Origin of the sequence: Bacillus sp. G1(2015b) (assembly GCF_001482475.1) — a bacterium.
Classification (GTDB): Bacteria; Bacillota; Bacilli; order Bacillales; family Bacillaceae; genus Bacillus; species Bacillus safensis.
Genome location: NZ_LKIC01000028.1, coordinates 192,314 through 216,381, shown reverse-complemented (window position 1 = coordinate 216,381; position 24,068 = coordinate 192,314). Strand labels below are relative to the sequence as shown.

20 protein-coding genes and 2 pseudogenes are annotated in these 24,068 nt (G+C 40.8%); 9 read left to right on the top strand and 13 right to left on the bottom strand.

Annotation, left to right across the window (positions count from 1 at the left end; genetic code table 11):
- Position 1: 1 nt before the first annotated feature.
- Positions 2-3,706, bottom strand: coding sequence for a helicase-exonuclease AddAB subunit AddA (addA, locus tag AMR95_RS15710; RefSeq protein WP_058838813.1), 3,705 nt, complete (start codon positions 3,704-3,706; stop codon positions 2-4).
- The gene (gene addB, locus AMR95_RS15705) at positions 3,684-7,193 is read right to left on the bottom strand and encodes a helicase-exonuclease AddAB subunit AddB (RefSeq protein WP_058838812.1); all 3,510 of its coding nucleotides are present in this window, start codon (positions 7,191-7,193) and stop codon (positions 3,684-3,686) included. The genes addA and addB overlap by 23 nt, the downstream gene beginning before the upstream one ends.
- 152 nt (positions 7,194-7,345) lie before the next feature.
- On the opposite strand from addB, the gene AMR95_RS15700 reads away from it, so the two are divergent.
- Positions 7,346-7,792, top strand: a complete 447-nt coding sequence (locus tag AMR95_RS15700; RefSeq protein ID WP_039177646.1) for a ferritin-like domain-containing protein — start codon at positions 7,346-7,348, stop codon at positions 7,790-7,792.
- A gap of 196 nt (positions 7,793-7,988) precedes the next feature.
- On the opposite strand, the gene AMR95_RS15695 is transcribed toward AMR95_RS15700, so the two are convergent.
- Genes AMR95_RS15695 through AMR95_RS15685 form a run of 3 tightly spaced genes read right to left on the bottom strand, consistent with a single transcriptional unit; the run spans position 7,989 to position 9,711 of the window.
- Positions 7,989-8,399 (bottom strand): DoxX family protein, encoded by a 411-nt coding sequence (locus AMR95_RS15695; RefSeq protein ID WP_039177642.1) that lies wholly within the window; start codon positions 8,397-8,399, stop codon positions 7,989-7,991.
- Between the two features lie 57 nt (positions 8,400-8,456).
- Positions 8,457-9,296 carry a M56 family metallopeptidase gene (locus tag AMR95_RS15690; RefSeq protein ID WP_047202351.1) on the bottom strand — a complete coding sequence of 280 codons (840 nt, stop codon included), beginning with the start codon at positions 9,294-9,296 and terminating at the stop codon, positions 8,457-8,459.
- On the bottom strand, positions 9,289-9,711 hold the full coding sequence (locus AMR95_RS15685) for a BlaI/MecI/CopY family transcriptional regulator (RefSeq protein ID WP_024425495.1): 423 nt from the start codon (positions 9,709-9,711) through the stop codon (positions 9,289-9,291). The genes AMR95_RS15690 and AMR95_RS15685 overlap by 8 nt, the downstream gene beginning before the upstream one ends.
- A gap of 267 nt (positions 9,712-9,978) precedes the next feature.
- On the opposite strand from AMR95_RS15685, the gene AMR95_RS15680 reads away from it, so the two are divergent.
- Entirely contained in the window at positions 9,979-11,124 is a 1,146-nt protein-coding gene (locus tag AMR95_RS15680) for an AbrB family transcriptional regulator (protein ID WP_058838811.1), read from the top strand.
- Positions 11,125-11,162: 38 nt separating this feature from the next.
- On the opposite strand, the gene lepB is transcribed toward AMR95_RS15680, so the two are convergent.
- Together lepB and AMR95_RS15670 are read right to left on the bottom strand one after the other, a co-directional pair.
- The gene (gene lepB, locus AMR95_RS15675; protein WP_039177636.1) at positions 11,163-11,675 is read right to left on the bottom strand and encodes a signal peptidase I; all 513 of its coding nucleotides are present in this window, start codon (positions 11,673-11,675) and stop codon (positions 11,163-11,165) included.
- Entirely contained in the window at positions 11,675-12,292 is a 618-nt protein-coding gene (locus AMR95_RS15670; RefSeq protein ID WP_024425492.1) for a TVP38/TMEM64 family protein, read from the bottom strand. Before AMR95_RS15670 ends, lepB begins: the two co-directional genes overlap by 1 nt.
- Before the next feature lie 158 nt (positions 12,293-12,450).
- Here AMR95_RS15670 and AMR95_RS15665 point away from each other — a divergent pair, with 158 nt between their 5' ends.
- Positions 12,451-12,819, top strand: a complete 369-nt coding sequence (locus tag AMR95_RS15665) for a hypothetical protein (protein ID WP_058838810.1) — start codon at positions 12,451-12,453, stop codon at positions 12,817-12,819.
- 62 nt (positions 12,820-12,881) lie between these two features.
- On the opposite strand, the gene AMR95_RS15660 is transcribed toward AMR95_RS15665, so the two are convergent.
- The 3 genes from AMR95_RS15660 to AMR95_RS15650 all read right to left on the bottom strand — a co-directional run bounded on the left by AMR95_RS15660 (position 12,882) and on the right by AMR95_RS15650 (position 15,531).
- The gene (locus AMR95_RS15660; protein ID WP_058838809.1) at positions 12,882-13,838 is read right to left on the bottom strand and encodes an LCP family protein; all 957 of its coding nucleotides are present in this window, start codon (positions 13,836-13,838) and stop codon (positions 12,882-12,884) included.
- A 179-nt stretch (positions 13,839-14,017) separates the two neighbouring features.
- Positions 14,018-14,296 (bottom strand): barstar family protein, encoded by a 279-nt coding sequence (locus AMR95_RS15655; protein ID WP_058838885.1) that lies wholly within the window; start codon positions 14,294-14,296, stop codon positions 14,018-14,020.
- 65 nt (positions 14,297-14,361) lie between these two features.
- Positions 14,362-15,531 (bottom strand): MFS transporter, encoded by a 1,170-nt coding sequence (locus AMR95_RS15650; protein WP_058838808.1) that lies wholly within the window; start codon positions 15,529-15,531, stop codon positions 14,362-14,364.
- 145 nt (positions 15,532-15,676) lie between these two features.
- Between AMR95_RS15650 and pdxR the strand changes: the two genes are divergently transcribed.
- Positions 15,677-17,116 carry a MocR-like pyridoxine biosynthesis transcription factor PdxR gene (gene pdxR / locus AMR95_RS15645; protein ID WP_058838807.1) on the top strand — a complete coding sequence of 480 codons (1,440 nt, stop codon included), beginning with the start codon at positions 15,677-15,679 and terminating at the stop codon, positions 17,114-17,116.
- A 30-nt stretch (positions 17,117-17,146) separates the two neighbouring features.
- Here pdxR and AMR95_RS15640 read toward each other — a convergent pair whose 3' ends face one another.
- The gene (locus AMR95_RS15640; RefSeq protein WP_039177626.1) at positions 17,147-17,629 is read right to left on the bottom strand and encodes a hypothetical protein; all 483 of its coding nucleotides are present in this window, start codon (positions 17,627-17,629) and stop codon (positions 17,147-17,149) included.
- A gap of 322 nt (positions 17,630-17,951) precedes the next feature.
- On the bottom strand, positions 17,952-18,530 hold the full coding sequence (locus AMR95_RS15635; protein WP_039177625.1) for a competence protein ComK: 579 nt from the start codon (positions 18,528-18,530) through the stop codon (positions 17,952-17,954).
- 289 nt (positions 18,531-18,819) lie between these two features.
- Between AMR95_RS15635 and AMR95_RS15630 the strand changes: the two genes are divergently transcribed.
- On the top strand, positions 18,820-19,056 hold the full coding sequence (locus AMR95_RS15630; protein WP_008348804.1) for an IDEAL domain-containing protein: 237 nt from the start codon (positions 18,820-18,822) through the stop codon (positions 19,054-19,056).
- Between the two features lie 56 nt (positions 19,057-19,112).
- Here the strand turns inward: AMR95_RS15630 and AMR95_RS15625 are convergent.
- Positions 19,113-19,902 (bottom strand): annotated as a pseudogene (locus AMR95_RS15625) (SDR family oxidoreductase).
- Between the two features lie 214 nt (positions 19,903-20,116).
- Between AMR95_RS15625 and AMR95_RS15620 the strand changes: the two are divergent.
- The 4 genes and pseudogenes from AMR95_RS15620 to AMR95_RS15610 all read left to right on the top strand — a co-directional run bounded on the left by AMR95_RS15620 (position 20,117) and on the right by AMR95_RS15610 (position 23,681).
- Positions 20,117-21,649, top strand: coding sequence for an FAD-dependent oxidoreductase (locus tag AMR95_RS15620; protein ID WP_058838806.1), 1,533 nt, complete (start codon positions 20,117-20,119; stop codon positions 21,647-21,649).
- Positions 21,650-21,739: 90 nt separating this feature from the next.
- Positions 21,740-22,279, top strand: a pseudogene (locus tag AMR95_RS19610) (protoglobin family protein); the annotation flags it as partial.
- Positions 22,280-22,423: 144 nt separating this feature from the next.
- The gene (locus AMR95_RS19605; protein ID WP_404841197.1) at positions 22,424-23,035 is read left to right on the top strand and encodes a methyl-accepting chemotaxis protein; all 612 of its coding nucleotides are present in this window, start codon (positions 22,424-22,426) and stop codon (positions 23,033-23,035) included.
- Positions 23,036-23,096: 61 nt separating this feature from the next.
- Positions 23,097-23,681: a histidine phosphatase family protein gene (locus tag AMR95_RS15610; protein WP_039177618.1), complete on the top strand. Its 585-nt coding sequence runs from the start codon at positions 23,097-23,099 to the stop codon at positions 23,679-23,681.
- The last annotated feature ends 387 nt before the right edge of the window (positions 23,682-24,068 follow it).

The following is a 24,068-nucleotide window of genomic DNA, read 5'->3' as shown; positions in this document are numbered from 1 at the left end:
TTTATAATGAAATTTCTATATTCCCATCAAAGAAATAAAGAATTTTCTCCTCTAATGTTCTGTTTGTTAAACGTTCTACTGCTTTTGCATATAACGCTATTTGAGTTTCATAGCGCTTTTTCAATGCAGGCACAGCTGCTTCAAGGCCGCCTGTAAATCTGCCTTGCACTCTATCGGTTTTATAATCTAGTAAATATAGCTTTCCGTCCGTTTCAAATAAACAGTCAATCATCCCTTGAATAAGGACAGGCTCCCCCTCTGCATCAATATGGCTGTATACCTCTTTAACAGGTAACACCATACTAAATGACACTTCTCGTTTCACCCAATCCGCTTTTCGCAGCTTTTGACCAATAGAAGTATAGAAGAAAGCTGCAATTCCTTCTTGATCAATTGACTGGACTTGCTCATTTGTTAGCAAGTCTCGCTGCTGTAAGGAATCGAGCAGCTGCTGTATACGTGAATCATCGTAGGGCTCGTCAGAAGGAAGCGCAATATGCTGCATGACTGTGTGCATTGCGGTGCCTTGCTCTGCGGCAGTGAGTGCTTTTTTCTTCATGAAAGCCGGCCGGTCATACAACGTGGCACGAGCTTTTCGAAGAGAAGAAGGAACACTGTACTCATCCTGTATTTCTTTCATTCTCTTTATCTCGGAAACAGACTGCTTTGTGCCGACTTGTGAGGCCGCTAGATATGGGTATCTCCATGAAAGTCTCTCTGCTACTTTCTCATCAGCATCACCATATTCTTCAACAGGCAGCCCCTCCATCAAAGCTTGTACCACCTCGTCTTGCTGCTCCTTTTCAAGTGACATATCTTCTTTTAGAAGATCGGAAGCTTGAGTAAATGAGATTGTGAATGCTGATGGATGCGAAAGAACAACATCACCTGTTTCTTCTAAAATAGATGACATTGCTTGGTGACGGATGAGAGCAGGACCAATAAAATCTAAGTATGTTTTCGATTGATAACGTTCAAAATCAGGGAGCAGCCAATCTTCTCCGGTTGCAGCATTTTGCCATTTGCTTAATGCTTTCACCTGATTTTTGACTGAGCCGACCAGAAATAATTTTTCCTTAGCCCTTGTGAGCGCCACATATAGAACTCTCAGCTCTTCAGATAACAGCTCTTTCCTCATCTTTTTTTTCATCGCTACAAGCGGTAATGTTGCATAACTAATTCTCAGCTCAGGATGGATATACTTGCTTCCAAAGCCTAGCTCTTTATCAAGTAAATAGGACTGGTTTAAGTCCATCATATTAAAGTTCCTGCCGAGTCCTGCGGTAAAGACGATTGGAAATTCTAACCCTTTACTGCTGTGAATCGTCATCATGCGAACAACATCCTCTGTTTCACTGAACGTTTTTGCCGCACCAAGATCATCTCCACGCTCCTGCATTCTTTCGATAAAACGAAGAAAACGGAACAGCCCTCTAAAGGCAGCTTTTTCATACTGCTTCGCTCGATCATAAAGAGCGCGGAGATTCGCCTGTCTCTGCTTGCCTCCAGGCATCCCGCCAACGTAATCTAGATACTGCGTATCGCGGTATACTTCCCAAATCAATTCCGCTACTGAATGATTCATCGAGAAATCACGCCATTTACGCAGCAACCTGAAAAACCGTTCTAGTTTTTTGCATGTAGGGTGATCTGAATGAGTCACACTCATAAATGCCTTCACAGCATCATAATAAGTGCCTTTTTTATCACTCGTGCGAATCAGTGCCATTTCATTTTCGTCTAAATGGACAAGTGGTGATCTTAATACAGCTGCAAGCGGGATATCCTGATATGGATTATCAATGACTTTTAACAGAGAAAGAATGACAGATACCTCTGTTGCTTCAAAATAACCGGAAGAAAGATTCGCATACACAGGGATTCCCTGCTTCTTCAATTCCTCCATCATTTGCGGGGCCCATGGCATAGAACGAAGCAAAATCACAATGTCCCGATACTGCAAGTTACGGGTCATTTGCTGTTTTGCATCGTACACTTGAAATGGCTGCTCCACCAATTGTCTTATTTTTTTAGCAATGACTCTCGCTTCAAGCTGTACGGTCTCTAGTTCTTCTCGCTCTTCGTCAGTTTCTGCTTCCTGTTGATCTAAATGGACAAGAAGCATTTCTGTCGTTGTTTCTTTACTTTCTGGATAACTCGCTCCAAGCTTTAATTCAGCTTGTTCATCATATTCAATTTCTCCAACTGTTTCACCCATCAGCTGTTTGAACAAAAAGTTCGTACTGTCTAACACATCTGAACGGCTACGGAAGTTTTTATTTAAATCGATTCTCTTCCCTGTTTCTTTGCCGTCTGGTGTAAATTGTTTATATTTGTTTAAAAAGAGCATAGGCTCAGCCAGTCTAAAGCGATAAATGGACTGCTTTACATCACCAACCATAAACAGGTTGCCGTCTGCGGCATGTTCCCCTTTAGATACAAGCTTTAAAATCGTTTCTTGTACAAGGTTTGTATCTTGGTATTCATCAACGAGCACTTCTTCAAACTGCTGTTGATAGTACTTGGCCGCTTCTGTTTCGATCAAATTTCCTTCCGCATCCTGCTCTGCTAAAATGCGTAAGCAATAATGCTCTAAATCCGAAAAGTCCACGATTGATTTTTCTTGCTTCGCTTTTTCGAAACGCTGTCCAAATTGGATGACAAGCTCCACAAGTGTTTCGACCACCGGCTTCATTTCAGCTAAGCTCTTCAAATGCTGGGCTGGACTGCGCATAAAGTATTCATCTTTAAGTTTTTCTAATTGTTTTTTTGCTTGATTGCGTGCATCTGTGGCTTTTTCTAACAGCACAGGGTCATATTCGTCACCTTTACATGTTTTGAGCCTTTTAAAATTGATGTTTGGCAAAAGCTCGTAAAGCTTTTCAAAATCATCTTGGTGCCTGATTAATTCATTGACTTGCTCTAAATCATCTATAAAATTTTCCGCTCTCGGTGCCGGGCCGCCCGGTTCTTTTGATAGGGCGAGAGCTCGTTCGAGTAGTTCCAGACAGCTTCGAAAAACGAGAGAAAGGTCCTCTTTGATATATGGGTAAAACGGTAATTGTTCTACTTTTGTTTGAGCATCTACATCATAAAGAGAAAGAAATGCCCTCATCCATTGCTCAGGTGAAGGGTGAGATCTGGAAAACTCATAAATTCTCTTCACAAGCCATTGCAAGTCTAAATCATGACGGTCAGAAGTATAGCGATCAACCAGTTCAAAGAACGATGGCTTTCCAGCTTTATATTCATCCTCAAACAGTTCATCCAACACTTCATCTCCTAACAATTCTCCTTCTGTTTGATCAGCCAAACGGAAGCCTGGATCAAGGTCAATTTCATAATAAAAGGTGCGCAGAACCTGCAAACAAAAGGAGTGCAAGGTAGAAATATTGGCACGATTCATGAGCGACAGCTGTCTTCTCATATGAAGGGACCCGGGGTTTTTCGCTAATTCCTTTTCAAGTGCTTCTGTGATCCGATGCTTCATCTCTGCCGCAGATGCATTTGTGAAAGTCACAACGAGCAGACGATCCACATCAACTGGATCTTCTGGACGGGTCATTTTTCGAATCAGCCGTTCAACCAAAACAGCTGTTTTACCTGACCCTGCTGCCGCCGCAACAAGAATATCTTGTCCTTCTGAAACGATGGCTTCCCACTGGTCATCCGTCCAAGTACTGTTATTCGGTTTTGGTATTTGCATACTGATCCCCTTCTTTTTTGATCCGGTCTATCACAACATCATCCTTTTCAGATGAAAGCACTCTAAATTCATTATCCTCTATCGATTCATCAAATTGGCAAATAGACTTAAATGAACAAAAGCGGCATGGTGTTTGATCCTTCAATTTATATGGATTAATGGCAACTTCACCATTTGTAATTCTTTCGCCTGCTTCTTCAAATGTGCGCCGAACGTGCTGTGTGAGTATATGGAAATGATCTTCACTTAAAACAGCAGAGTCAGAACGGAAAGATCCGTCCTTTTTCAAACCTGCTTGAATGACTTGTGATCTTCCTGATTCAAGCGTTTGATCCATTAGCTTTACCGCTTCTACATCTTCAAGCAATAGACCTTTCATTTTAAATTTCTTGAATATTTCCTGCTCAATTTCATCCTCTGCGAGCGGAATCGGTGCTTGAATGAGCGGATCATGGATATGGAAATATAAAATGCCAGCTGGCGTTGCTTCTACACCGAGCCATTCCTTCGAATACGTAATGGTTAAATCTAAGTAAGTGAGCATTTGCAAGGCAAGCCCATAGTATACCTCTGCTAGATCAAGACCTTTCTCACTCGATTTGTAGTCGACGATTCTCAACAGCAGCCCTTTTGAACCTTCTGCTTTATCTACGCGGTCAATTCTTCCGACAAGCTCCATCGTGCAGCCATTTTTCAATTGAAAAGTAAACGGCGGAAGAGGTCCTTGGCCGCCAAACCCTAACTCAAGTCCAACGGGAGAAAATCCACTCACTCTTGCATGCTCACTTAGGATAGAAGAGACTCGAATTAAGATTTTCTGGAGTTTTTCTTTAATATAAGCATGCCGATTAGAGCTTAAGAGGATTTCCTTTTGAAGACGCGGAGCAAGCTGTTCGATTGCATGTCTTGAATAATTGACACAGTCATCCTTCGTTAAGTTTTTCCAATCCTTTTTTTGTTCAACAAGCGTATCTGAAATATGCTTTAAAGCCGAGTGAAACAGCTGGCCGATATCGGGTGCTTCCAATTTATAAAATTGCCGGTCCTTTAGTTTTAACCCGTGGGAAGCAAAGTGAGAAAATGCACACGCATTGAATTTCTCCATTCTTGAAACACTGCCTTGAATGTGATCACCGTAAAGTTCTTTTGTGACGTTTGGTTTTAAGCGCTTTGCTCGATTTGTAAAAAACAAACTCGACAAGATGTTTTTTGATACATCCCGATGAGTAGACGTTATCAAATAATTATAAACACTCCACCATACACCACTGATGGGATATTGGTTGAGCCATTGCTGCAGCTGCGAGACAGTATACGATAAAGAGACATGCTCATTCGCTACAAATTTTAATTGCTCCTCGTCATCCAGCTGTTCCGGGTCTAACACATACAAAGCATGCTGATGATTTGGCATAAGCTCCTGACAATACTTGATAAGAGTCGAAGGCAATAAAGAGCGCCCCTCTTCATCTGACACTGAATAAGACAAATACAAATGATGAGATGGACTCGACAGCGCCTGGTAAATTAAAAATTGCTCATCTAGCAGCCGTTCCTTTCCTGTCTCTGCCAGCTCTGCTCCTGCTCGCTTTAACCATTCCCTGTCATCCTCAGACAAAACACTTTCGTCAGAAGGGCGTGCGGGAATAACGCCATCATTTACCCCAATGATAAACATACACTTCACTTGATACATTCTTGATAAATCCATACTTCCGATAAATACTTGGTCGAGTGAAGGCGGAATTAAAGCGAATTTTAAAGAGGCCAATCCTGTATCCATCATTTGCTGGAATAAAGGAAATGAGAGCTCCTCATCACCGAGCATTTCAACAAATTCATCCATTAATTGAATAACAGCATCCCATACTTGTCCATGCTGCATGGCTTCAGCTAATCTACCTGCTTCTTCTGCTTCCAGCCTAGCTTTTTCAAGTTTATCTGGCACTTGTATTTCCTCTAAAAAGACATAAACTGCCTCCACCATGTCTTTTACCTTTTGCGCTTTTTTCAGCCTTTTTTGCAATTGGAAAAGCGGAGGTGCAATCCATTCCTTTACATCATTCAGCATCTGTTCCATTTCAATTTCTTGATCTGTTTGTCCAAAATCCTCATCTAAAGATTGGAATCGTCTGTAGTGGAAACGGGAGCCGTTTGTCCAGCGTTCTCCTTTCACACCATAAGCAATACAGTAGTTTTCAAGCTGATCTGCCTGTTCTCTCGCTTTGTTTTTGGCAAGTTCGAGCGGAAATAAGAACTCTGTTTTCACGCAGCGAAACACGGCCTCATACCGCCAGTTTCCTTTTATGACATCCAAGCTCGAACGAATCAATTCAATGAGCGGATGATACTGCATTGATTCATTTCCATCAATAAAAAAAGGAATATCGTAATCTCGAAAAACCTCTTTTAACGTATCTTTATAGTCATCTACATGCCGCGCGACAACTGAAATATCTCGCAGTCTAAGTCCTTCTTCTCTCACTAAATGGAGAATTTCTCTCGCTACACCCTCAATTTCAGCTCGTTTACTCGCACTTTTAGACACTGTGAGATGAGGGGTTACTTCCTGATATGGCTGCACCGGTCTCTGCTCATATTGGCGTTCTAAATAAGCAAGATCTGGCGTATGAAGATGCCGGCTATTTCTCTCCAAAATGTGCTCAGAAATGGCCGCTCCGCACTCTTTGGCAAGCTGATAGAGCTGGAAATACGTTTTACCAGTCATACGAAATAAATCAAGTTCATTTGGCTGCTTATCATGATAGGAACGATCCACTGTGAACGCAGCCGTTATTTTCTCAGCATGTAGCAGAAGCTGTTCAATGACGAGAAGCTGCTGCGGTGTAAATTGATAAAAGCCATCTATATAAATATGTGCTCCTTTTATTTCTTCAGATAAAGGAATTTGCTGCGTGAGAAGCGTCAAATAGTCTTCTGAGTGCACATATTCATCTTGTAAATGCTGCTCCATCTGCTGATAAAGAACATGCAGATCATGCAATTTTTCGCCTGCCCGTCTTTCTTCTGTATACTCTGAATACATGCTCGATAATGAAATTTTTTCAATATCCTCCGGCAGCATGCAGTATCTTTTGAACTCAGCCATCGTCTTTTCGATTTGCTCGACAAACCCTGGCTTATCACTCGCTTTTTTGAATACCTTAAACTTTTCTTTCTCTTCTTCAATCACTTTTCTTAAAAGCATTTGAATTCCTGTGCTTGTCACAAATTGCCGGTTCGCTCCGCCAGTCTGCTGTAAAATAGACCAAGCAAGACGCGTGAAACTAAATACTTTGGCCCTGATCATCCCGCCAGCTTCAGACGTTTTTGCAAGCTCGTATTCCATTAAGAATGTCATTTGATCCGGGACTAAAAAAATGATTGGCGGACCCAGCGGATCTAGCCGAAGCTGTTCTTTGATTTCCTCTAAGATTGCAGTCGTTTTTCCACTCCCCGATCTGCCTGCTAAAAACTGAATCTCCACGCTCCACAACACCTTTCTTATGTACTCATATTCTAGCGAAAATAGAATTAAATAGCTATTTTCCCCTTCTCCTTCCTAAAAAGATATAGGCACCTTTCCTAACTCTTCTCATATCATAAACCATCATGAACTTAAAGGAGGCTGGCAATATCATGTATTACGGTTATTATGACTACTCGCCATATGACATGCGCCAAAACACAAGGATCATTTCTGACCTTGAAAAAGCGATCAATGGTGAATATTCTGCGATCCAATGCTACGAAAAACTTGCCCAAAGAGCAAAAACTCCTGAGGCAAAAAAAATCATTCAAGAAATACGCCAGGATGAAGTCAGACACTATCAACTATTTACAAAGCTATATTATTCTTTAACAGGTAAAAACCACAAACCAAGCGTAACAGAACCTTGTCCAGATCAATTTAGAGAAGGGCTTCTTTTCGCATTTAAAGATGAACAAAGAACGGTCGATTTTTACTTAACGGTATCAGATTATGTCCGGGATCAAGGAACAAAAGAGCTGATGAAACGTATTGCTCAAGATGAACAGCAGCATGCTGTATGGTTTTTATATCTTTTAACGCACCATGTGTCTTAGATAGTCCTATTTTAATAGGAGATCGTATGTTCCGTCAAAAAATGAAATCGTCTTTTTGTTCATTCAATCTATAAAATAAAGGACTATTTCAGCAAACCTCTCATCTCTTTCCCTTTTTCAAACGTGAAAACAACAATTTGATAAATAAAAAAACTCCTCTGCCACACATAGCAGAAGGAGTTTTTTTCATGATCGTTTAATGAAATTTTGCTTCATTGCTTTGCTGCTGATGTTTTAGCAGCCCATCAATGGACAGCATCTTACTGCCGCTAAGTGTTAAATAAAGCGCCATGACAAGCAGTGATAGTTCAAATTCATAACCGCCAACAAATCCTTTAGAAAAACCAACCGTCATAATCGCCACAGCCATAATTGGTACAAATAGCGCTGCGAAAATACGTGTTCCTAGACCTAAAATCAAGGCGATACCACCGACCAGTTCAATTGTCTTCACAATATAGGCCATAAATTCCGGTATACCGATTTGTCCAAAGAATGCCGCTGTTCCTCCCAGACCTCCTTGATATGCCTGAAGTCCGTGTAGAAAGAAGATCAAACCTAAAATAACACGCACGAAAAGTGTTCCTATTTCTTGATTCGTTTTCATATAGTGATTTCCTCCTGTTTTTACACTACATAATGTAATGTTAATAAGTAAAAAAAATTAGTAATTTAGATTAAGCATAATCATCAAGACCACCATGAGAATGGTTGATGTGACAATGGGAATGATGGGTACATTGAAAGGAATATTGTATGTTGGATTTAAGATCTTTTGTATTCTTAAATTCAATGCCCGATCTCCAAAGGATACCGCAAACTTCGTTTGTTTTTGAAACTGAGTTCTCTTTTTAATGAGTTTCAAAAGGGCTTGCCCTACTCCAAGCTCAGTGCCTGTCTGCCGAATCGCATAGTCATCTGCGATCACTTCACGAAAAACGGAATAGCTTTGTCTCATATGCTTTAACACTGGAATGTACCAAATAACTTTTGTGAGCATTGAGAATGTGAAGGCCTTTAAAGGATCATAGCTGTATTTGTGGTGCAATTCATGATGAACAACAGCGTCAATTTCCTCTTCATCCAGCATGTCCATGAGAGACGTTGATAAGTAAACCTTTGGGTGAAGCATACCCATGGCAAAAGCAAGCGGTTCATGACAATGAAACACAATGATGTCGTTTGCATATTTCTCAGATAAAGATTCGGTCGACTGGTGATCGACTGCAAGCATGAGATTTTGCTTGAATTGAATGTACGTTTTGATTTGCTTCGTCATATAGAAAATCGCAAATCCCAGTGTGTAGAGCACTAAAGCATCTAGAAAATATTTCAAAGGAGTGAATCCATAGAATTCGAGAACAGATTGGCATACATGAATGAGATTATATGCTTGATTCCAGCCAAAAAAGCTTGAAAGCACGTAATACCCCATCTGATAAAAAATCGTTAAACCAATCAATATACCGCCTAAAAATAGCAGACTCGATTTCATTTTATTCATTTTGCTGCTCCTCTTTTTTGGATGCCAGCCTTGCTTCAAGCACTTTGAGTAATTCAGGGTCAGCACTTTCAATTGCATCCACCATATGATTCACTGCCAGTGGACCAAAATCGTCCATCAGTCCTTGCGTAATCCATTTTGTCTGCTCATTTAGAAATTCTTCTTTTGTTAAAATAGGATTATAAATAGATGAACGCCCTTTTGTTTTCTTCTCCACAATTCCCTTTTCGGTTAAGCGGTTCAGCACAGTCATCACCGTGTTGAAATTAATCGGCTTTTCATCTGACAGCTTCTGCTGCACTTCTTTAATCGGCATATCCTCACCTTGATAAAGGATCTCCATAATTCTTCCCTCTAAAGGACCGAAAAAACGATTCAATCCCTTTTCATTATATTTAAAAGAAGGAATTTTCATGTTATCACCTCACACTAAGGATTGTAGTGTAATTGAAAATGATAGTCAACTGATAACAAAAATAGGGGAAAATCGTTGTATATTTGTTTTTGTTTTTGGTAAAAATTATATCTTCACTTTTATTAAGAAGCTGTCAGGTTCTTGATAAGATAATCTTATGAAAATGGTAAAAAAATTCGTATTTTATTTATAGAGACTTTTGTATTATAGTGAAGATAACAACATTTCACTTACTGAACAAAATTATAGGAAGAAGGTTTACATGTGATGAAACAAGGAAACAGCCTTCGAACCGATCTCATTTTGATCGCAATAAGCGGTTTAGGTGGTTTTCTTTTGTCTTTAACAGGAATGTCTATTGGCTGGATGATCGGTACATTAATCACAGCTGCATTTATTGCCATGCGACGTCCCACCCTGTTTCAGCGTAAAGGAAACAACACCTTGCGTATTCACAGCAGATGGCTACTCCTTGGTCAATTTATTCTCGGAATCGAACTCGGACAAAAAATGAACATGAAAGTTCTTCATATTTTCGCTGAACATTGGCTCCCTGTGAGTTTCATGCTCGTTTTTTCTATTCTACTGGCGATGCTCTCTGGCTTTGCCTTATGGAAGCTGAGTAAAACAGATATGCTGACCAGCTTTGTCGGCACAGCACCAGGCGGTTTATCTGCTATGCCAGGGATTGCCCAAGAGGTTGGAGCAAATACAGCCGTTGTCAGTCTCGTACAAACAACACGTGTATTAATGGTGGTACTCACCATCCCATTTACGGTGTTCTATTTAAATACAAAAAATCCAGCGGATGCAGCTGCAGGCATTCAAGGGAGCGCCTTTTCATCCGGTGTTTTCACCCTGTCAAATATCTCGTGGACTGCTGCACTTATTTTAGGTGCCTGGCTTATGTCACGCCTGGCGGTTCGTCTTCATTTCCCTGCCCCTTGGCTGATTGGCAGCATGTTAGGAGTTGCTGCTCTTCAAGTAGGTGCAGGTGCGCTCATAGGTCATGATTTGATTCCTTATTGGCCAGCACAAGCGAATATCGCATCACAGGTATTTCTAGGTGCAACCATCGGTTCAAAAATGAATAAACAGATGTTTGTCGGACTAAAAAACACGTTAATTGTAGCCGTCGTCAGCTCAGCTGGACTAATTGCTGCAACGGTTCTCAGTTCAATTGCCATTGCTGAGGTCACAGGGATTTCTGTCATTACAGCCATTCTTGCCTTTTCTCCTGGCGGTATTGCAGAAATGGCAACAACAGCAGTTACACTCCATGAGGACTCAACCTTTGTAGTAGCTGTACAAGTCGTTAGAATCATTCTTGTCATAGCTATGCTGCCACCGTTTTTTCGATTCTTACATCATGTCTGGGCAAAAAGACATCCTGAATATAAAGCCGCTAAATAAAAAAGAGAGACGCTTTGCATGTGCAGAGCGCCTCTTTTTTATTCATCCTGATTTCTTTTGACACCAACTACTTGATCTTTTGAAATCGTTCCAAAATGCCGGCTGTCAAAGCTATGTATTCGGTTATCTCCGATCACGAAGTAATGGTTTTTTTTGATTTTATCATGTCCTGTGATGGCTTTCAGCTGAAAATCCCCTGTCAGGACATTCCCCATTTTATGTTTTTTCTGCTCTTTTAAATAGGGTTCTTTCCATTTTGCACCATCCACAAATAACTGATCATCGACATACTTGATCGATTCTCCCGGGAGTCCAATGACCCGTTTGATCAAAATTTGATTTTTTGGTCCGTGAAATAACACATAATCAAACCGGCTAATTTTCGTGAGTTTTGGCGAGAACTTGTTGATTAATAATTCTGTTCCATCTGTAAATGTGGGGTCCATACTAACCCCTTCTACTTTATACTTCACAAACATGAAATTCTTTACCTGGAACAATAAGACGATGCATGTAATAATCATCAACCATAACAATGGCTTCTTTTTCATTAAGAGCCTCCTTTGTCCTCACGCTTGCTCATTCGAATGTTCAACCTATTTTCTACTCTCTTTCCAACATACCATAATAAAACGATAACTAGAACCGCAAAAACACTTCTTAACGGATTCTTTACTAAGGCAGAAAGGTCATAACCAATAAAACTAATGATAAAGAGCATAACACACTTACCAGCTAAAGCAGCTAATGAAAATTGCCACATGCTAATTCTTGATAAGCCCGCGACCACATTGACGGCAGCAGAAGGTGTAAAAGGAAAGCAGAGTAAAATAAATAACGGACCAAATCCCCGTTTCTCTACCCAAAGCATTAATTTCTTAATGGAAGGATGTCTGCTAATAAAGTTCAGCATTCTCATCTGTCCAAATTTTCTGATCAGTAAAAAGACAAGAATAGAACCTGCACTTGCACCGATCCAGGTTAATAAAAAGCCTTCCCAAAGGCCGAATGCATTTGCATTTGCCACCGCAAATGCCACGAGTGGTAAAAAAGGAAGAAATGCTTCAATCAGAGGAAGCAATATAGCGACAATTGGTCCAAAGGCCTTGTAGCTTTCAAAAAATGATGTGATATTTTCATGAGTAAATAGAGAAAGAAATGATGTCAACTTGTTTGACTCCTTCAAGGTTTGTCTACATTTCATTTTACATGGAAAACATAAAAATATACAAATAAATCCCACTCGCCCCCCCTTGAGATTGTTTGACTCATTCGATATAATAAACAAGAACACTTGTTCTATTTATAAAGAAAGCAGGCTTAGACATGACGAGACTATCAAGAGTACAGCTTCAAATGATGGAACAGGCCATCTTTCTTCCTATGGTCATCTCCATCCTCAATCGTGATCTGACACACTTAAAACAACATCAAACATTTAAATTAAATGAACCATACATTCAGCTTGTGACCTCTGTGTTAAAGGAAGCACAGAAAGCACTTTATGAACTGAAGCAGGATTTACGTAAAGAAAATATGAAAGTACAGCAAATTGAACACGATGAGGGATTTACAACGTACCTATTTATCATAAATGGCTATGAAGAAAAGCATAAATACTTTAATCCGCGTATACGTCACCGGGTAGAGGAACTGCTGACTCGATATTTTCTCCAACAAACAAATGAACTATAGGCTGAAATGTTGCGCGTTACACATGCAAAAAAAGCCTGCCGCGGCGGCAGGCTCCTACTTATTTATGATAATTCAAGCTGTTTTCTCAGCTCTGTTCTCACTTCGTTTAATCCTGATCCATCTAACTCAAAATAATACACATTCCCAGGCTGATAATCATGTCCCTTTAGCTGAATGGTATCTACTGATTTCAATGAGCTCAGTAATGGAAAAAGACCGATGAACTGTTTCATGGAAAGATTGGTTGAGACATTATCACCAAGCGTATCAATGATGTTGTCGTATGACGGGATCGAAGAAATCGATTTAGATTTTTCAAAGATGGCTTGAAGTGCTTCCATTTGGCGCTTTCCGCGCATGAGATCACTGTCTGCTTTTCTCGTTCTCACAAAGGCTAGAGCTTCTTCGCCATTCAGTCTATGAGTGCCTGTCTGCACTTGAACTTTTCCTTTTGAATCCTTTTCCATCTGTTTTACAATGCTTTCATCTTCAATCGTTACATCAATTCCGTTTAGCTCATCCACAATGTCTTGAAATGCCTTAAAGTTACCTGAAATCACATAGTCTACAGGAATGTTCAACAAATTTTCGACCGTTTTGACTGACAAATCTGCACTCCCAAACGCATGGGCGTGAGCAATTTTATCATATCCTCTTCCAGGTATATCCACATAAGAATCACGAGGAATACTGAGAAGCTTAATGGTTTTGTCTGTTCGGTTCACCGCCGCCAGTAAGACCGCATCACTTCTTGCTTCGTCTACCGTTTCACCTGGACGGCTGTCAATTCCAAGCAGCAGCACCGAAAAGCTGTCTTTTCCTGGATCAAACGCTTTTACACGCTTTTGCGAGGTGTCTCCTCTTTCTAATGATACTTGCGCCTTATTCGACGCTTTTGAAATTTTATAATATGCGTATCCAGTCACGGACACTGCCATCACCATGACAAATGCCATGATAAACAGCACGGCTTTGACCCAAGGCCTTAGTCTTCTTTTTGATCTTGTTTTTTCCTTCATCCTTTCCGAACCCTCACTCTATCTTAGTCTATCAATGTAGGTCCCACTATAACATATTTTGATGAAAGTTTCCTTCATACAACATATTTTTATGAATCCACAATCTTAAACATCAGACAGCTCACCTATTTACAAATCAAAATCAAAAAAACAGCCTGCGGCAGCGGCTGCTTTTTCCATCATGATTGAATATCAAATTGAAATTGTCCCTTCAGTTCTTCTTCTGCTTCTTGAAATAACTGACGCAAGCTCTCAGCATAATCGCCAAGAGCGTCTTTGCTCGTTTGAAAATTCACCCATGTCAGTTCTACTGGAAGAGGCACCTCTCCTGTTAAACAGTCCCAAAGGGCATCAAGGTTTTTCCCGTAATAATCAGGAAGGTGTAAAACTGTTTTTAGCTGATCATGAAGCTCTTTTTGCGACCTGCACACTGCGCCGTCCAGCTGCACTTTTTTCATGTTCATCTTCCCCTCTCCTCTCTATATTTTAAACGAATTGGAAGAGAAAGAGAAAGATAGGCACCTTACTTTTGTTTCTGTCTGACACCTGAGATGAATAGAATGAGGCAGGCAGCCAAAACGAGTAAGAAAAAGAGGATTAATACGATCTGAGTACCGTAAATATCAGCGAAGAGGCCAACAAACACACTTGGAATACCAAGACCTAAATAAGCAAACAAGTAATAGCCTGCAACGGCTCTAGCCGCCTCTTTTTTCCCCCGCTCAACAATGAGCTGAAGTCCACCTAAATAAGTAAATCCATAGCAGGCAGTACCCGCCAGCATCGTTCCGGCAAGCACAAGGAAGATAGATCCGCTGTTTGCACCGTATAGCAAGAGGCCATATCCGCATGGAAGACAGATAAACCCCAAAAGCAGCGCTGTGCTGCTATTCATCTTGCGCACAAAGGGCTGCATCAGGACACCTGCCATATTAATCAAAAAGAGCGCCGGTCCTACCCACAATTCATAACCATTTAATTTAAGCTGTGCTGGCAAAATTGAAATGACAAGGCCGCACACCGACCACGCGATAGCAATGGCTGCATTCGCCGGCATTGTTCCTTTTGGAAATCTTGGCATGTTCATCATCGGTTTACCTGAATCTCCTTGGACAGGCGGCACGAAAAAGAAGACACCCACAATAGTTAAGAACAAAAAGGCCAGCACAATCCAATAGCTAAGCGGCGTGAGCGACACATGCTGAAAAGAAAGAAGTGCCGTAAAAAGAGCACCGCCCCCAAATCCAGCCGAACTGCATAATGCAATAAAAGTTGGAATCCAGCTTGATTTCTCAGGATATAAAGCAATCAAATATGCGGTGCATGTTCCAACGCTAAGACCAAGACCGACACCTTGCAGCAGCCGGGCAGCAAAAAGCATCTGTATGGAAGGATGTACAATCATCAACAAAGTGGCACATAACGAAAAGCTAAGCGCAACCAATAAAATCGGTTTGCGTCCAGCCCGGTCAGAAATACCGCCAAGAAAAAGCAAAACTGGAATGAGTCCGAAGACATACGCAGCAAATACAAGTGCTGTTGCCGCCTTTCCGTACCCTGCTTGTTCTGCATACGCCGTATAAAGGGGCACTTGCAGATTCACAGCAATCGTAATCATAAAAAGACCAAGTAAAACGAAAATAAACGGGATCATGGATAAGTGTGCCGTTTCTTCTTTGGATGCTGGGATCATTTGACTCTCTCCTCTATATCATTACATATGAGAACAGTGTACACACCATTTGGCTTACTTCCTACATCCAAAAACGGCACTATTGACCAGTCCATAATTCCGTGTCATCATCATCTTATGATGTGAAAACGAAAGAAGGTGCGCGATGTATATTCATTTAGACCGTTCAAGCGCTACCCCGCTCTGGCAGCAAATCGTGAATGAGATCATTCAAAAAATTCATTCACAAAAACTGCATCCCGACGATCAGTTAACACCGACAAGAGTGCTCGCACAGGAGCTTAATGTATCAAGATCAACCGTCCAGCTTGCCTACGATGAACTGCTGGCAAGAGGCTACGTCAGCACATCTAGAAGAGGCGGTACAAAGGTCATTTCAAGTGATCAATATACAGCTTCCCCTCCCCATCAAAGTGAACCGCCTTTCTCACCTCCGATAAGACCTCACTTTGAAGAAGCTGAAAAACAAATGGATCATTGGCTGTCAGCCAATCAATTTCATGAGAAGCTCGATATTGATTTTCGTCATCAGGAACCGGCGATCGATGACCACTTTCAAAACATATGGAAACGCTCGCTCATGAAAGCATTACAGCGATTAGATATGAAGAATTGGGGCTATTCCTCCCCGCATGGATTATGGGAAGTGCGTTCAGAAATACGCCAATATTTATCTGTTGAGCGCGGGATTGAAGTAGAAGAAGATCAAATGGTGTTAACAGGTGGCACCCAGCAAGCCATTGATTTGATTTCACAGGTATTGCTTAAAAAAGGGGATACAGTAGCTGTTGAAGATCCAGGTTTTCCTGGGGCAAGGCTGTCGTTTATGCATCGCGAAATGAACATTCACCCCGCACCAGTTGATGAAGAAGGAATGATGGTGAATACATTGCCCCAGCAAACAAAACTGATTGCTGTGACGCCCTCCCATCAGCGTCCAACTGGAGTATGTATGAGTGTAAACAGAAGGCAGCAGCTGCTAAAGTTTGCTGTCAGCCATCAGTCTTATATATTAGAGGATGATTTTGATGGAGATTATCGTTACCATGGCGGGCCGCTCCCTTCCCTATTTTCAGAAGCACCCGAGCATGTGATTTACATCTTAAGCTTCTCAAAGGTGCTGGCACCTGGCATCCGGCTTGCTGCCATTATCGGCTCCAAAGCAGTCATAAAAGAAATTGCCGCACTGCAATCACTCATTCAAAGACAGCTGCCCATTATGGAACAAATCACACTCGCTTCTTTTTTCAAAGAAGGAGAATTCACGCGGTATGTCAGGCGAATGAGACAGCTGTATAAAAAAAGACAGGCAGCCATGATGGAAGCCCTTCTCGCACATCACTTTGACAAACACTTCCGTATCTATGGAACCGATACGGGCCTTCATGTCTTTTTAGAAGGAACACCAGACTTTGATGAAAAAGGAAGCATTGAAGCAGCAAAGGCAGCTGGCGTTGGCATTTATCCTTTAAGTCCTTATTGTTTTGAAAGCAATCGAAAGGGATTACTGCTAGGATTCGCCTGTACGGACGAAAGCATGATTCAAGAGGGCGTTCGCCGTTTAAAGAAAATACTTCACATCTAAAAAAGCCTGGAAGTAAACCTTCCAAGCTTTTTAGGATGATTGCTGAATCTGACCTACTTCTTCAATAAATGCGGCTGTCTGCTGCAAGCCATCCTGAAAATGATGGGTAGCGGATATAAACAGCTTTTCTTGATCGGGATGCTTCAAGAGCTTCTCCACCTTACTAACCCCTTTTTCAAATGAAGCCAGGCCCGTCTTTAATTGTTGATCGGCCTTTTGATAAGCGGCTGGAACTTCTTGATGATCAAGTCCTTTTTGAATCACACGATCAAATGCTTTCGTCGCTTCTGTCAATTTTTTATTTGTTTGAATTTTTCCATGTCCATCTGAGATAAACTGATCGGTCATCTTTTCATATGATTCATTTAACTCATCCATATAAGATTGAACCCATTGTTCATAAGCAGCTTCTTTTGCGTCTTGTTTTGAAGGCGATTGACCTGCTTGCTGACAGGCTGCTAGTAATGTCACTGTTAGGATAAATAGCAGCACCAAATGTGATTGTTTTTTCATACAGAGCCTCCATTTCTTCATCCCATTCGTTCATATCGGTCAAATATAAGCATCCTTTACTACATAAAAATACTTCGCAAGAAATGATTTCTTTTATTGTAACAGACAAGCTCGTGTCACTTCTGTGATTTATGAATAAATAGATGAAAATACGTCTAAGGATTCACATTTCCCTGTCATTTCCCAATACAACCAATAGACGACGAGACATACGTATTTGGTTTCAATGAATTCATCTTTATGATGGATGTCCCCCTTTTTACATTGCATGAAGTCCATATTAGATAAGAGGTCCAGCGGCTGCTCTGCCGCTGGCTTTTGATTAATATCTGTTACGAAGCTCCCTTAATATAAAATCGTATACGAGATTGAGCTGCTGTTCCTTTGGATACAGCATAAATTCTTGTTTCTTAGGAAGACCTCCATCAAGACGATCTTGAAATTTCGTTCGGAGATATGCTGTTCGGTGCACCTGACTCTCAAATGATTTATATGAGACATCAAGTTTGATGGTTTGCTCATTTGTAAAGGTGACCACCGTGTCTCCGAGGGATGATTCCTGGAAGGTATGAATGTATTTGTGGGAGATCCAGCCGCACTGAGGACGGTTGGATGAATAGGTTGGGAAGAAATACAGATGGTTGGATGAGTCAATCACAATTGGGGGTTTGTGAGAAATTCCTGTTACTTCGTATGTTCCCGCCTTTCTGCCTGCATAGCTTGAGCCGAAGAATCTGCAGCTGCGTTCAATAATTTGCAGGGGCTTTAATTCAACATAAAAGCTTGTCTCTCTTTCTATGACTTTTGAATATACTCTTTTTCCTTCTTCAACTGAAAGGACCGCCATTGTTGTTTGATTAATGACGTATGAATCTAAAGGTGTTTCACTAATTCCTGACACTTCATTTCCTCCTGTGTTAATATTTGGTTATTTAAGATACTATTAATCTATCACCAACATATAAGAAACGACAGGATTTTTTCAAAATTTATTAAAAATCATCTTTTTATCATATTTTTTAGTCCATTCGATCTATCGAAAAGCTTTTTTTAAAGATATATCACATTCTGTCGATTGGACAAGTGATGTCGATTCTGCTCAAAAATAAATTGTCTAAAAATTATAAATTCTTGTTGATTTTTTCTCCGCCAATCCATATACTATAAAAAAGGCATCGGGGGGATTCTTTATGAAAGAGAAAAAAACGTATGCTGAGCTCATGAAGTCCCGCAACACCCAAAAAACCGAAGAAAACGGCGTCACCATTTTAGACATCTATATTCAAATGGTTTTAGATGAAGCGCTTTATAAACAGCGCTTAACCTTCCTAAGAGAAGAGATTGATAAGGCTCTGGATCAGCGTGATGAAAAGCGATTCAATGACTTGTCAGCTCAATATGCAGAACACTGCTTACATCAATCATGATGATTTTACTTGCGGCAGAGAGACAGCAACTTGTCTCTTTACCGCAAGTTTTTTGTTTATCCATTTAAAATGGTTCCGCCATTCACATGGAGCATTTGTCCATTCATATAAGATGAGTCTTCACTTGCTAAAAATAAATAACTCGGTGCAAGCTCTACTGGCTCACCAGGACGCTCCATTGGGACATTTCCACCAAATTCAGAGACTTCTTTTTCCGTAAAGGTTGATGGAATCAGCGGTGTCCAAATGGGACCCGGTGCTACCCCATTCACTCTAATCCCTTGTTTAATGAGCGATAAGGATAATGATCTCGTAAATGTGACGACCGCCCCTTTTGTAGATGAATAATCGATCAATGTTTCATGCCCTTTATAGGCGGTGACAGATGCTGTATTAATAATACTGCTTCCTTTTTTTAAATGAGGAAGAACAGCCTTTGTTAAATAAAACATCGCAAAAATATTCGTTTGAAACGTCCGAAGAAGCTGATGCGAGGTAATTTGCTCAATGCTTTTTTTGCGGATGCTGTTCCCCGGCGTTATTCACCAAAATATCAATGGAACCAAACGCATCTTTTGTTTTTTTGACGACCTCATTTGAAAAAGCCTCATCCCCTAAATCACCTGCAATTAAGATGACACGGCCTCCCGCTTTCTCAATATAGTCCTTCGTCTCCTCGGCATCGCGATGTTCACTTAAGTAAACAATGGCGACATTGGCACCTTCCTTCGCAAATAAGACAGAGACTGCTCTTCCGATCCCGCTGTCTCCACCTGTCACAATGGCTGTTTTTCCTGCTAACTTTTTGTCCTGCACCTCACGATCAAAGACAGGTCTAGGGTTCATTTTATATTCAAGACCCGGCCGTTCATTTTGGTGCTGAGGCGGCAATGTTTTCTTCGGCTGCTTTGTTGACACGGTAGTCCACTCCTTCCTTTTATCTTGTTTATTTTTATGTGCTGGCTCCTTTTTTATGTATGACGCCCTTGTTTCCTTTCAGGTGTATGATTTTCATTATTGTGGAAAAATTATACACAACAAGTTAAGTGGAGGCGACAACATGGAACAAGAACATAAAGGAATGGAAGAGGCAAAATCGTTATGGCTGTTGGACAGCCGGAAGCATTCTTTTTCTTCTGTCAATGAAGATCTCACAGCAGATGTGATCATTGTCGGCGGCGGTATTACCGGTATCGCTGCGGCCTTTGAAATGAAAGAGCGAGGATTAGATGTGATCATCATTGATGCCGATCAATTGCTGCAAGGCACGACCGGACACACAACGGCTAAAATCACCTCACAGCATGATGTGTACTATTATGAGCTGATTCAACAAATTGGCATGCCAAAAGCACGTTTGTATGTAGAAGCAAACGAGAAAGCAAAAGACCTCATTCAAGCTCGTATCAAAGAGCACGACATCGATTGTCAGCTAGAGATTAAAGATGCGTACCTTTATACAAAGGAAGAAAGCGGTGTAAAAAAGTTAAAGAAGGAATTAGATGCCTACAAACAGCTTGGTATTGACCGAGAATGGAAAACAGAGCTTCCTTTTGACGCTGACATCAAAGCAGCCCTTGCGATGACGAATCAGGCACAGTTTCATCCCCTTCATTATCTCAATGCGCTAATTGACAAGCTCCTCGAGCGAGGTGTACGTATCTTTGAACAAACAACCGCTGTTGATGTAAAAGAAGGGAACCGGCCTGCTGTCGTCACAAAAAACGGACATCATCTGACAGGGCGCTACATCATTTCATGCTCACACTTTCCTTTTTATGATGGGAAAGGACTTTACTTCACCCGAATTCATCCAGAACAATCCTATGTCGTAGCAGCCAAAACGACGAAGCCTCTCCCAGACGGGATGTACCTCGGAATTGATCAGCCTGCTCACTCTTTAAGAACGTCAGAATGGCACGGCGAGGAAGTTGTCCTCATCGGAGGAGAAGGTCATAAAACAGGACAAGGCGGAGATGAATCCGCTCACTATGAAGGACTAGAAACGTTTGGAGACGCCACCCTTGGAATTGAAGAAGTGCTGTATCGCTGGTCGACACACGATATGGTCACAATGGATCAAATCCCTTACATTGGCCGCCTGACCAAACACCACCAGAATATCTTTGTAGCGACCGGCTTTAGAAAATGGGGCATGACCACAAGCCACGTGGCTGCTACTCTTATCGGTGATTTAATTGAAGGAAAATCGAATCCATACGAATCAATTTTTACGCCATCAAGACCTGTTACTGACTCTTTCGTCAAAGATTTCATAAAAGAAAATACCAATGTCGCTGCCAAGCTGATCAGTGGTAAATTCAAACGAACTGATCAAACAATCGATGATTTACAACCAGGCGAGGGCGGCATTATCTCGTATGAACATAAAAAGTGCGGCGCCTATAAATCAGAGGATGGAAATGTCTTTCTTGTCGATACCACGTGTACACACCTAGGCTGCGAAGTCGCTTGGAATAATAGTGACCGCACTTGGGATTGCCCGTGTCACGGTTCACGTTTTTCTATTACTGGAGAAGTAGTAGAAGGCCCTGCTAAAAAACCACTAAAAAGGTCGTATAAAGAACAGTAAAATTTCACTCTTCCCCTTTAAAAAATCCAATATTATCCGATAAAAAACATAAAGTCTGATATTTGTGATGATTATGGGGGGACAAACAAATTGTTATTTAAAAAAGAACCGAAAAGAAAAAACACTGCTTTTTTCACAGAGCAGGATGATGGGATAAAACGAATCAATTTCTCGAACAATACGGACATTGCTAAACAAATCAAAATGATCGACCTGACGCAGCATGACCTATTGATATTAAAGCAGCTCAATTCAATTGTTCAGGATGATATTGCACATATCGTTGATAAATTTTATAAAAATTTAGAAGTCGAGTCTTCCTTGATGCATATCATTCAAGACAATAGTTCTGTCGATCGTTTGAAAAAAACACTCCGCATTCATATTAGCGAAATGTTTGCAGGTGTGATTGACGAAAACTATGTGGCAAAACGCATTAAAATTGCGCAAGTTCATTTACGGATTGGCCTCCAGCCTAAATGGTACATGGCCGCATTCCAAGACCTTCTGCTATCAATTATGGATTTATTTGCAAACCATATCCAAGATTTCAAAGAATATCAGACAGCAGTCAAAGCGACAACGAAAATTTTAAATTTAGAGCAGCAGCTTGTCCTAGATACATTCCAAAATGAATATTCTAAAATTCGTGATGAAGCAGAAGAGCAGCAGCAGGAGCTTCATACAAAAATCACGGAAACGTCAAATTCGCTTGCTTCTCTCTTCTCAAACACAACAAGTGCAGTTGACAAGCTTGTCTCAAAATCGGATGAGATGGCGGACATGTCACAAGCTGGAACACAAATTTCAGCACAGGTTGAAGAAAAATCAATCGGCGGTAAAAAAGAATTAGAAATTCAGCAAACACAAATGAATCAAATTGACGGCAGCATGACAAAAATTGAAACAGAAATTAAGCGCCTTGAAGAAATCGCTAAACAAATTGAACAAATCTTTGGGATCGTTACAGGTATTGCAGAGCAGACGAACTTGTTATCTTTAAATGCCTCAATCGAATCTGCACGAGCAGGTGAACACGGAAAAGGCTTTGCTGTCGTTGCAAACGAGGTGCGCAAATTATCAGAGGACACAAAGAAAACGGTTTCAACTGTATCTGAACTCGTTAACAATACCAATTCACAAATCGCCATTGTGTCTCAGCATATTGCGGACGTGAATTTACTTGTGACAGACAGTAAAGAAAAAATGACACAAATCAATTCACTCTTTGATGATATCGTCAGCAGCATGAACTTAAGCAAAAACCAAAACGGAAAAATTGAAATTGACCTTCAGACCTTCCTTAACGAATTGAAGGAAGTCAAACAAACGGTGTCTCAAGTCGCAAGCTCCGTCGAATCCTTAACTAGCCTGACAAATCGCTAATACAGCCTTTTTTCTTCTGCTTTAGTATAATAGAAGAAAAGATAGAAAAGGCGGGATTTGATTGACAACAATTTGCCTAGTCAGACACGGGGAAACAGATTGGAATGCAGCGAAACGAATTCAAGGACGAACAGATATCCCTTTAAACGACAAAGGTAAATGGCAGGCTGAACAAACTGGACTTTACTTAAAGGATGTCCATTGGGATGTTGTCATTTCCAGTCCACTAACAAGGGCAAAAGAAACGGCACACTTGATTTTAAATCATGTCCATGCCCCACTTGTGATCATGGATGATTTCATTGAACGAGATTACGGTGACGCTGAAGGCATGTCGTTTGAGGAACGTCAAAAGCTGTTTCCAGATAAACAGTATCCAAATATGGAACCACTTGAGACGATTCAAAACCGAATGTTAGAAGGTATTGAGAAAGTCAGAGCCGCCTATCCAGATCAACATGTCTTGATCGTAGCTCACGGCGCTGCTATCCATGCTTTACTCACCACTTTGGCTGATGAACATATGGGTCTACAGAACACGAGACTTGTCAATGCTTGCTTAAATTATGTGGAATGGTCAGATGGTAAATGGAAGGTTCGTGATTACAATGTGGTCAGCCATTTAACTCAATCCACCCCTTCTTAAAGAGCCTGTTATCTTAGCAGGTTCTTTTTTATGACAAAAACAATGATAAAATAATATTTTTTTATATCGAAATTCGAAATAGATGCTAGACTATTCTACCTATTTTATGGCTTTTCGGGTATCGAATATTTAACCAGAAATGGATCATGAGAAAAAAAGCACACTCCCTTTTTAATAGATCATCGCTGAAATGATAGAATAAACATATTTTACCACCAGTTCCAAGTGACTTAATTCCCCAATTTTCGCTAGGACTTTCACAAAAATTCAGGTCTACTCTTATTTGCCTACTTCCCTTAAACTGAATATACAGAATAGTCAAACGGATCATTCTATTAGACTACGGATGATTATTCTGAAATAAGAAAAAAGGGATGTGGAATGTGC

Excerpts from the sequence above, each read along its gene's own strand:
- addA (WP_058838813.1), bottom strand. The coding sequence starts at position 3,706 with ATGCAAATACCAAAACCGAATAACAGTACTTGGACGGATGACCAGTGG.
- AMR95_RS15700 (WP_039177646.1), top strand. The coding sequence starts at position 7,346 with ATGTATTACGGTTATTATGACTACTCGCCATATGACATGCGCCAAAAC.
- AMR95_RS15695 (WP_039177642.1), bottom strand. The coding sequence starts at position 8,399 with ATGAAAACGAATCAAGAAATAGGAACACTTTTCGTGCGTGTTATTTTA.
- AMR95_RS15690 (WP_047202351.1), bottom strand. The coding sequence starts at position 9,296 with ATGAATAAAATGAAATCGAGTCTGCTATTTTTAGGCGGTATATTGATT.
- AMR95_RS15685 (WP_024425495.1), bottom strand. The coding sequence starts at position 9,711 with ATGAAAATTCCTTCTTTTAAATATAATGAAAAGGGATTGAATCGTTTT.
- AMR95_RS15680 (WP_058838811.1), top strand. The coding sequence starts at position 9,979 with ATGAAACAAGGAAACAGCCTTCGAACCGATCTCATTTTGATCGCAATA.
- lepB (WP_039177636.1), bottom strand. The coding sequence starts at position 11,675 with ATGAAAAAGAAGCCATTGTTATGGTTGATGATTATTACATGCATCGTC.
- AMR95_RS15665 (WP_058838810.1), top strand. The coding sequence starts at position 12,451 with ATGACGAGACTATCAAGAGTACAGCTTCAAATGATGGAACAGGCCATC.
- AMR95_RS15660 (WP_058838809.1), bottom strand. The coding sequence starts at position 13,838 with ATGAAGGAAAAAACAAGATCAAAAAGAAGACTAAGGCCTTGGGTCAAA.
- AMR95_RS15655 (WP_058838885.1), bottom strand. The coding sequence starts at position 14,296 with ATGAAAAAAGTGCAGCTGGACGGCGCAGTGTGCAGGTCGCAAAAAGAG.
- AMR95_RS15650 (WP_058838808.1), bottom strand. The coding sequence starts at position 15,531 with ATGATCCCAGCATCCAAAGAAGAAACGGCACACTTATCCATGATCCCG.
- pdxR (WP_058838807.1), top strand. The coding sequence starts at position 15,677 with ATGTATATTCATTTAGACCGTTCAAGCGCTACCCCGCTCTGGCAGCAA.
- AMR95_RS15640 (WP_039177626.1), bottom strand. The coding sequence starts at position 17,629 with ATGAAAAAACAATCACATTTGGTGCTGCTATTTATCCTAACAGTGACA.
- AMR95_RS15630 (WP_008348804.1), top strand. The coding sequence starts at position 18,820 with ATGAAAGAGAAAAAAACGTATGCTGAGCTCATGAAGTCCCGCAACACC.
- AMR95_RS15620 (WP_058838806.1), top strand. The coding sequence starts at position 20,117 with ATGGAACAAGAACATAAAGGAATGGAAGAGGCAAAATCGTTATGGCTG.
- AMR95_RS19605 (WP_404841197.1), top strand. The coding sequence starts at position 22,424 with ATGGCGGACATGTCACAAGCTGGAACACAAATTTCAGCACAGGTTGAA.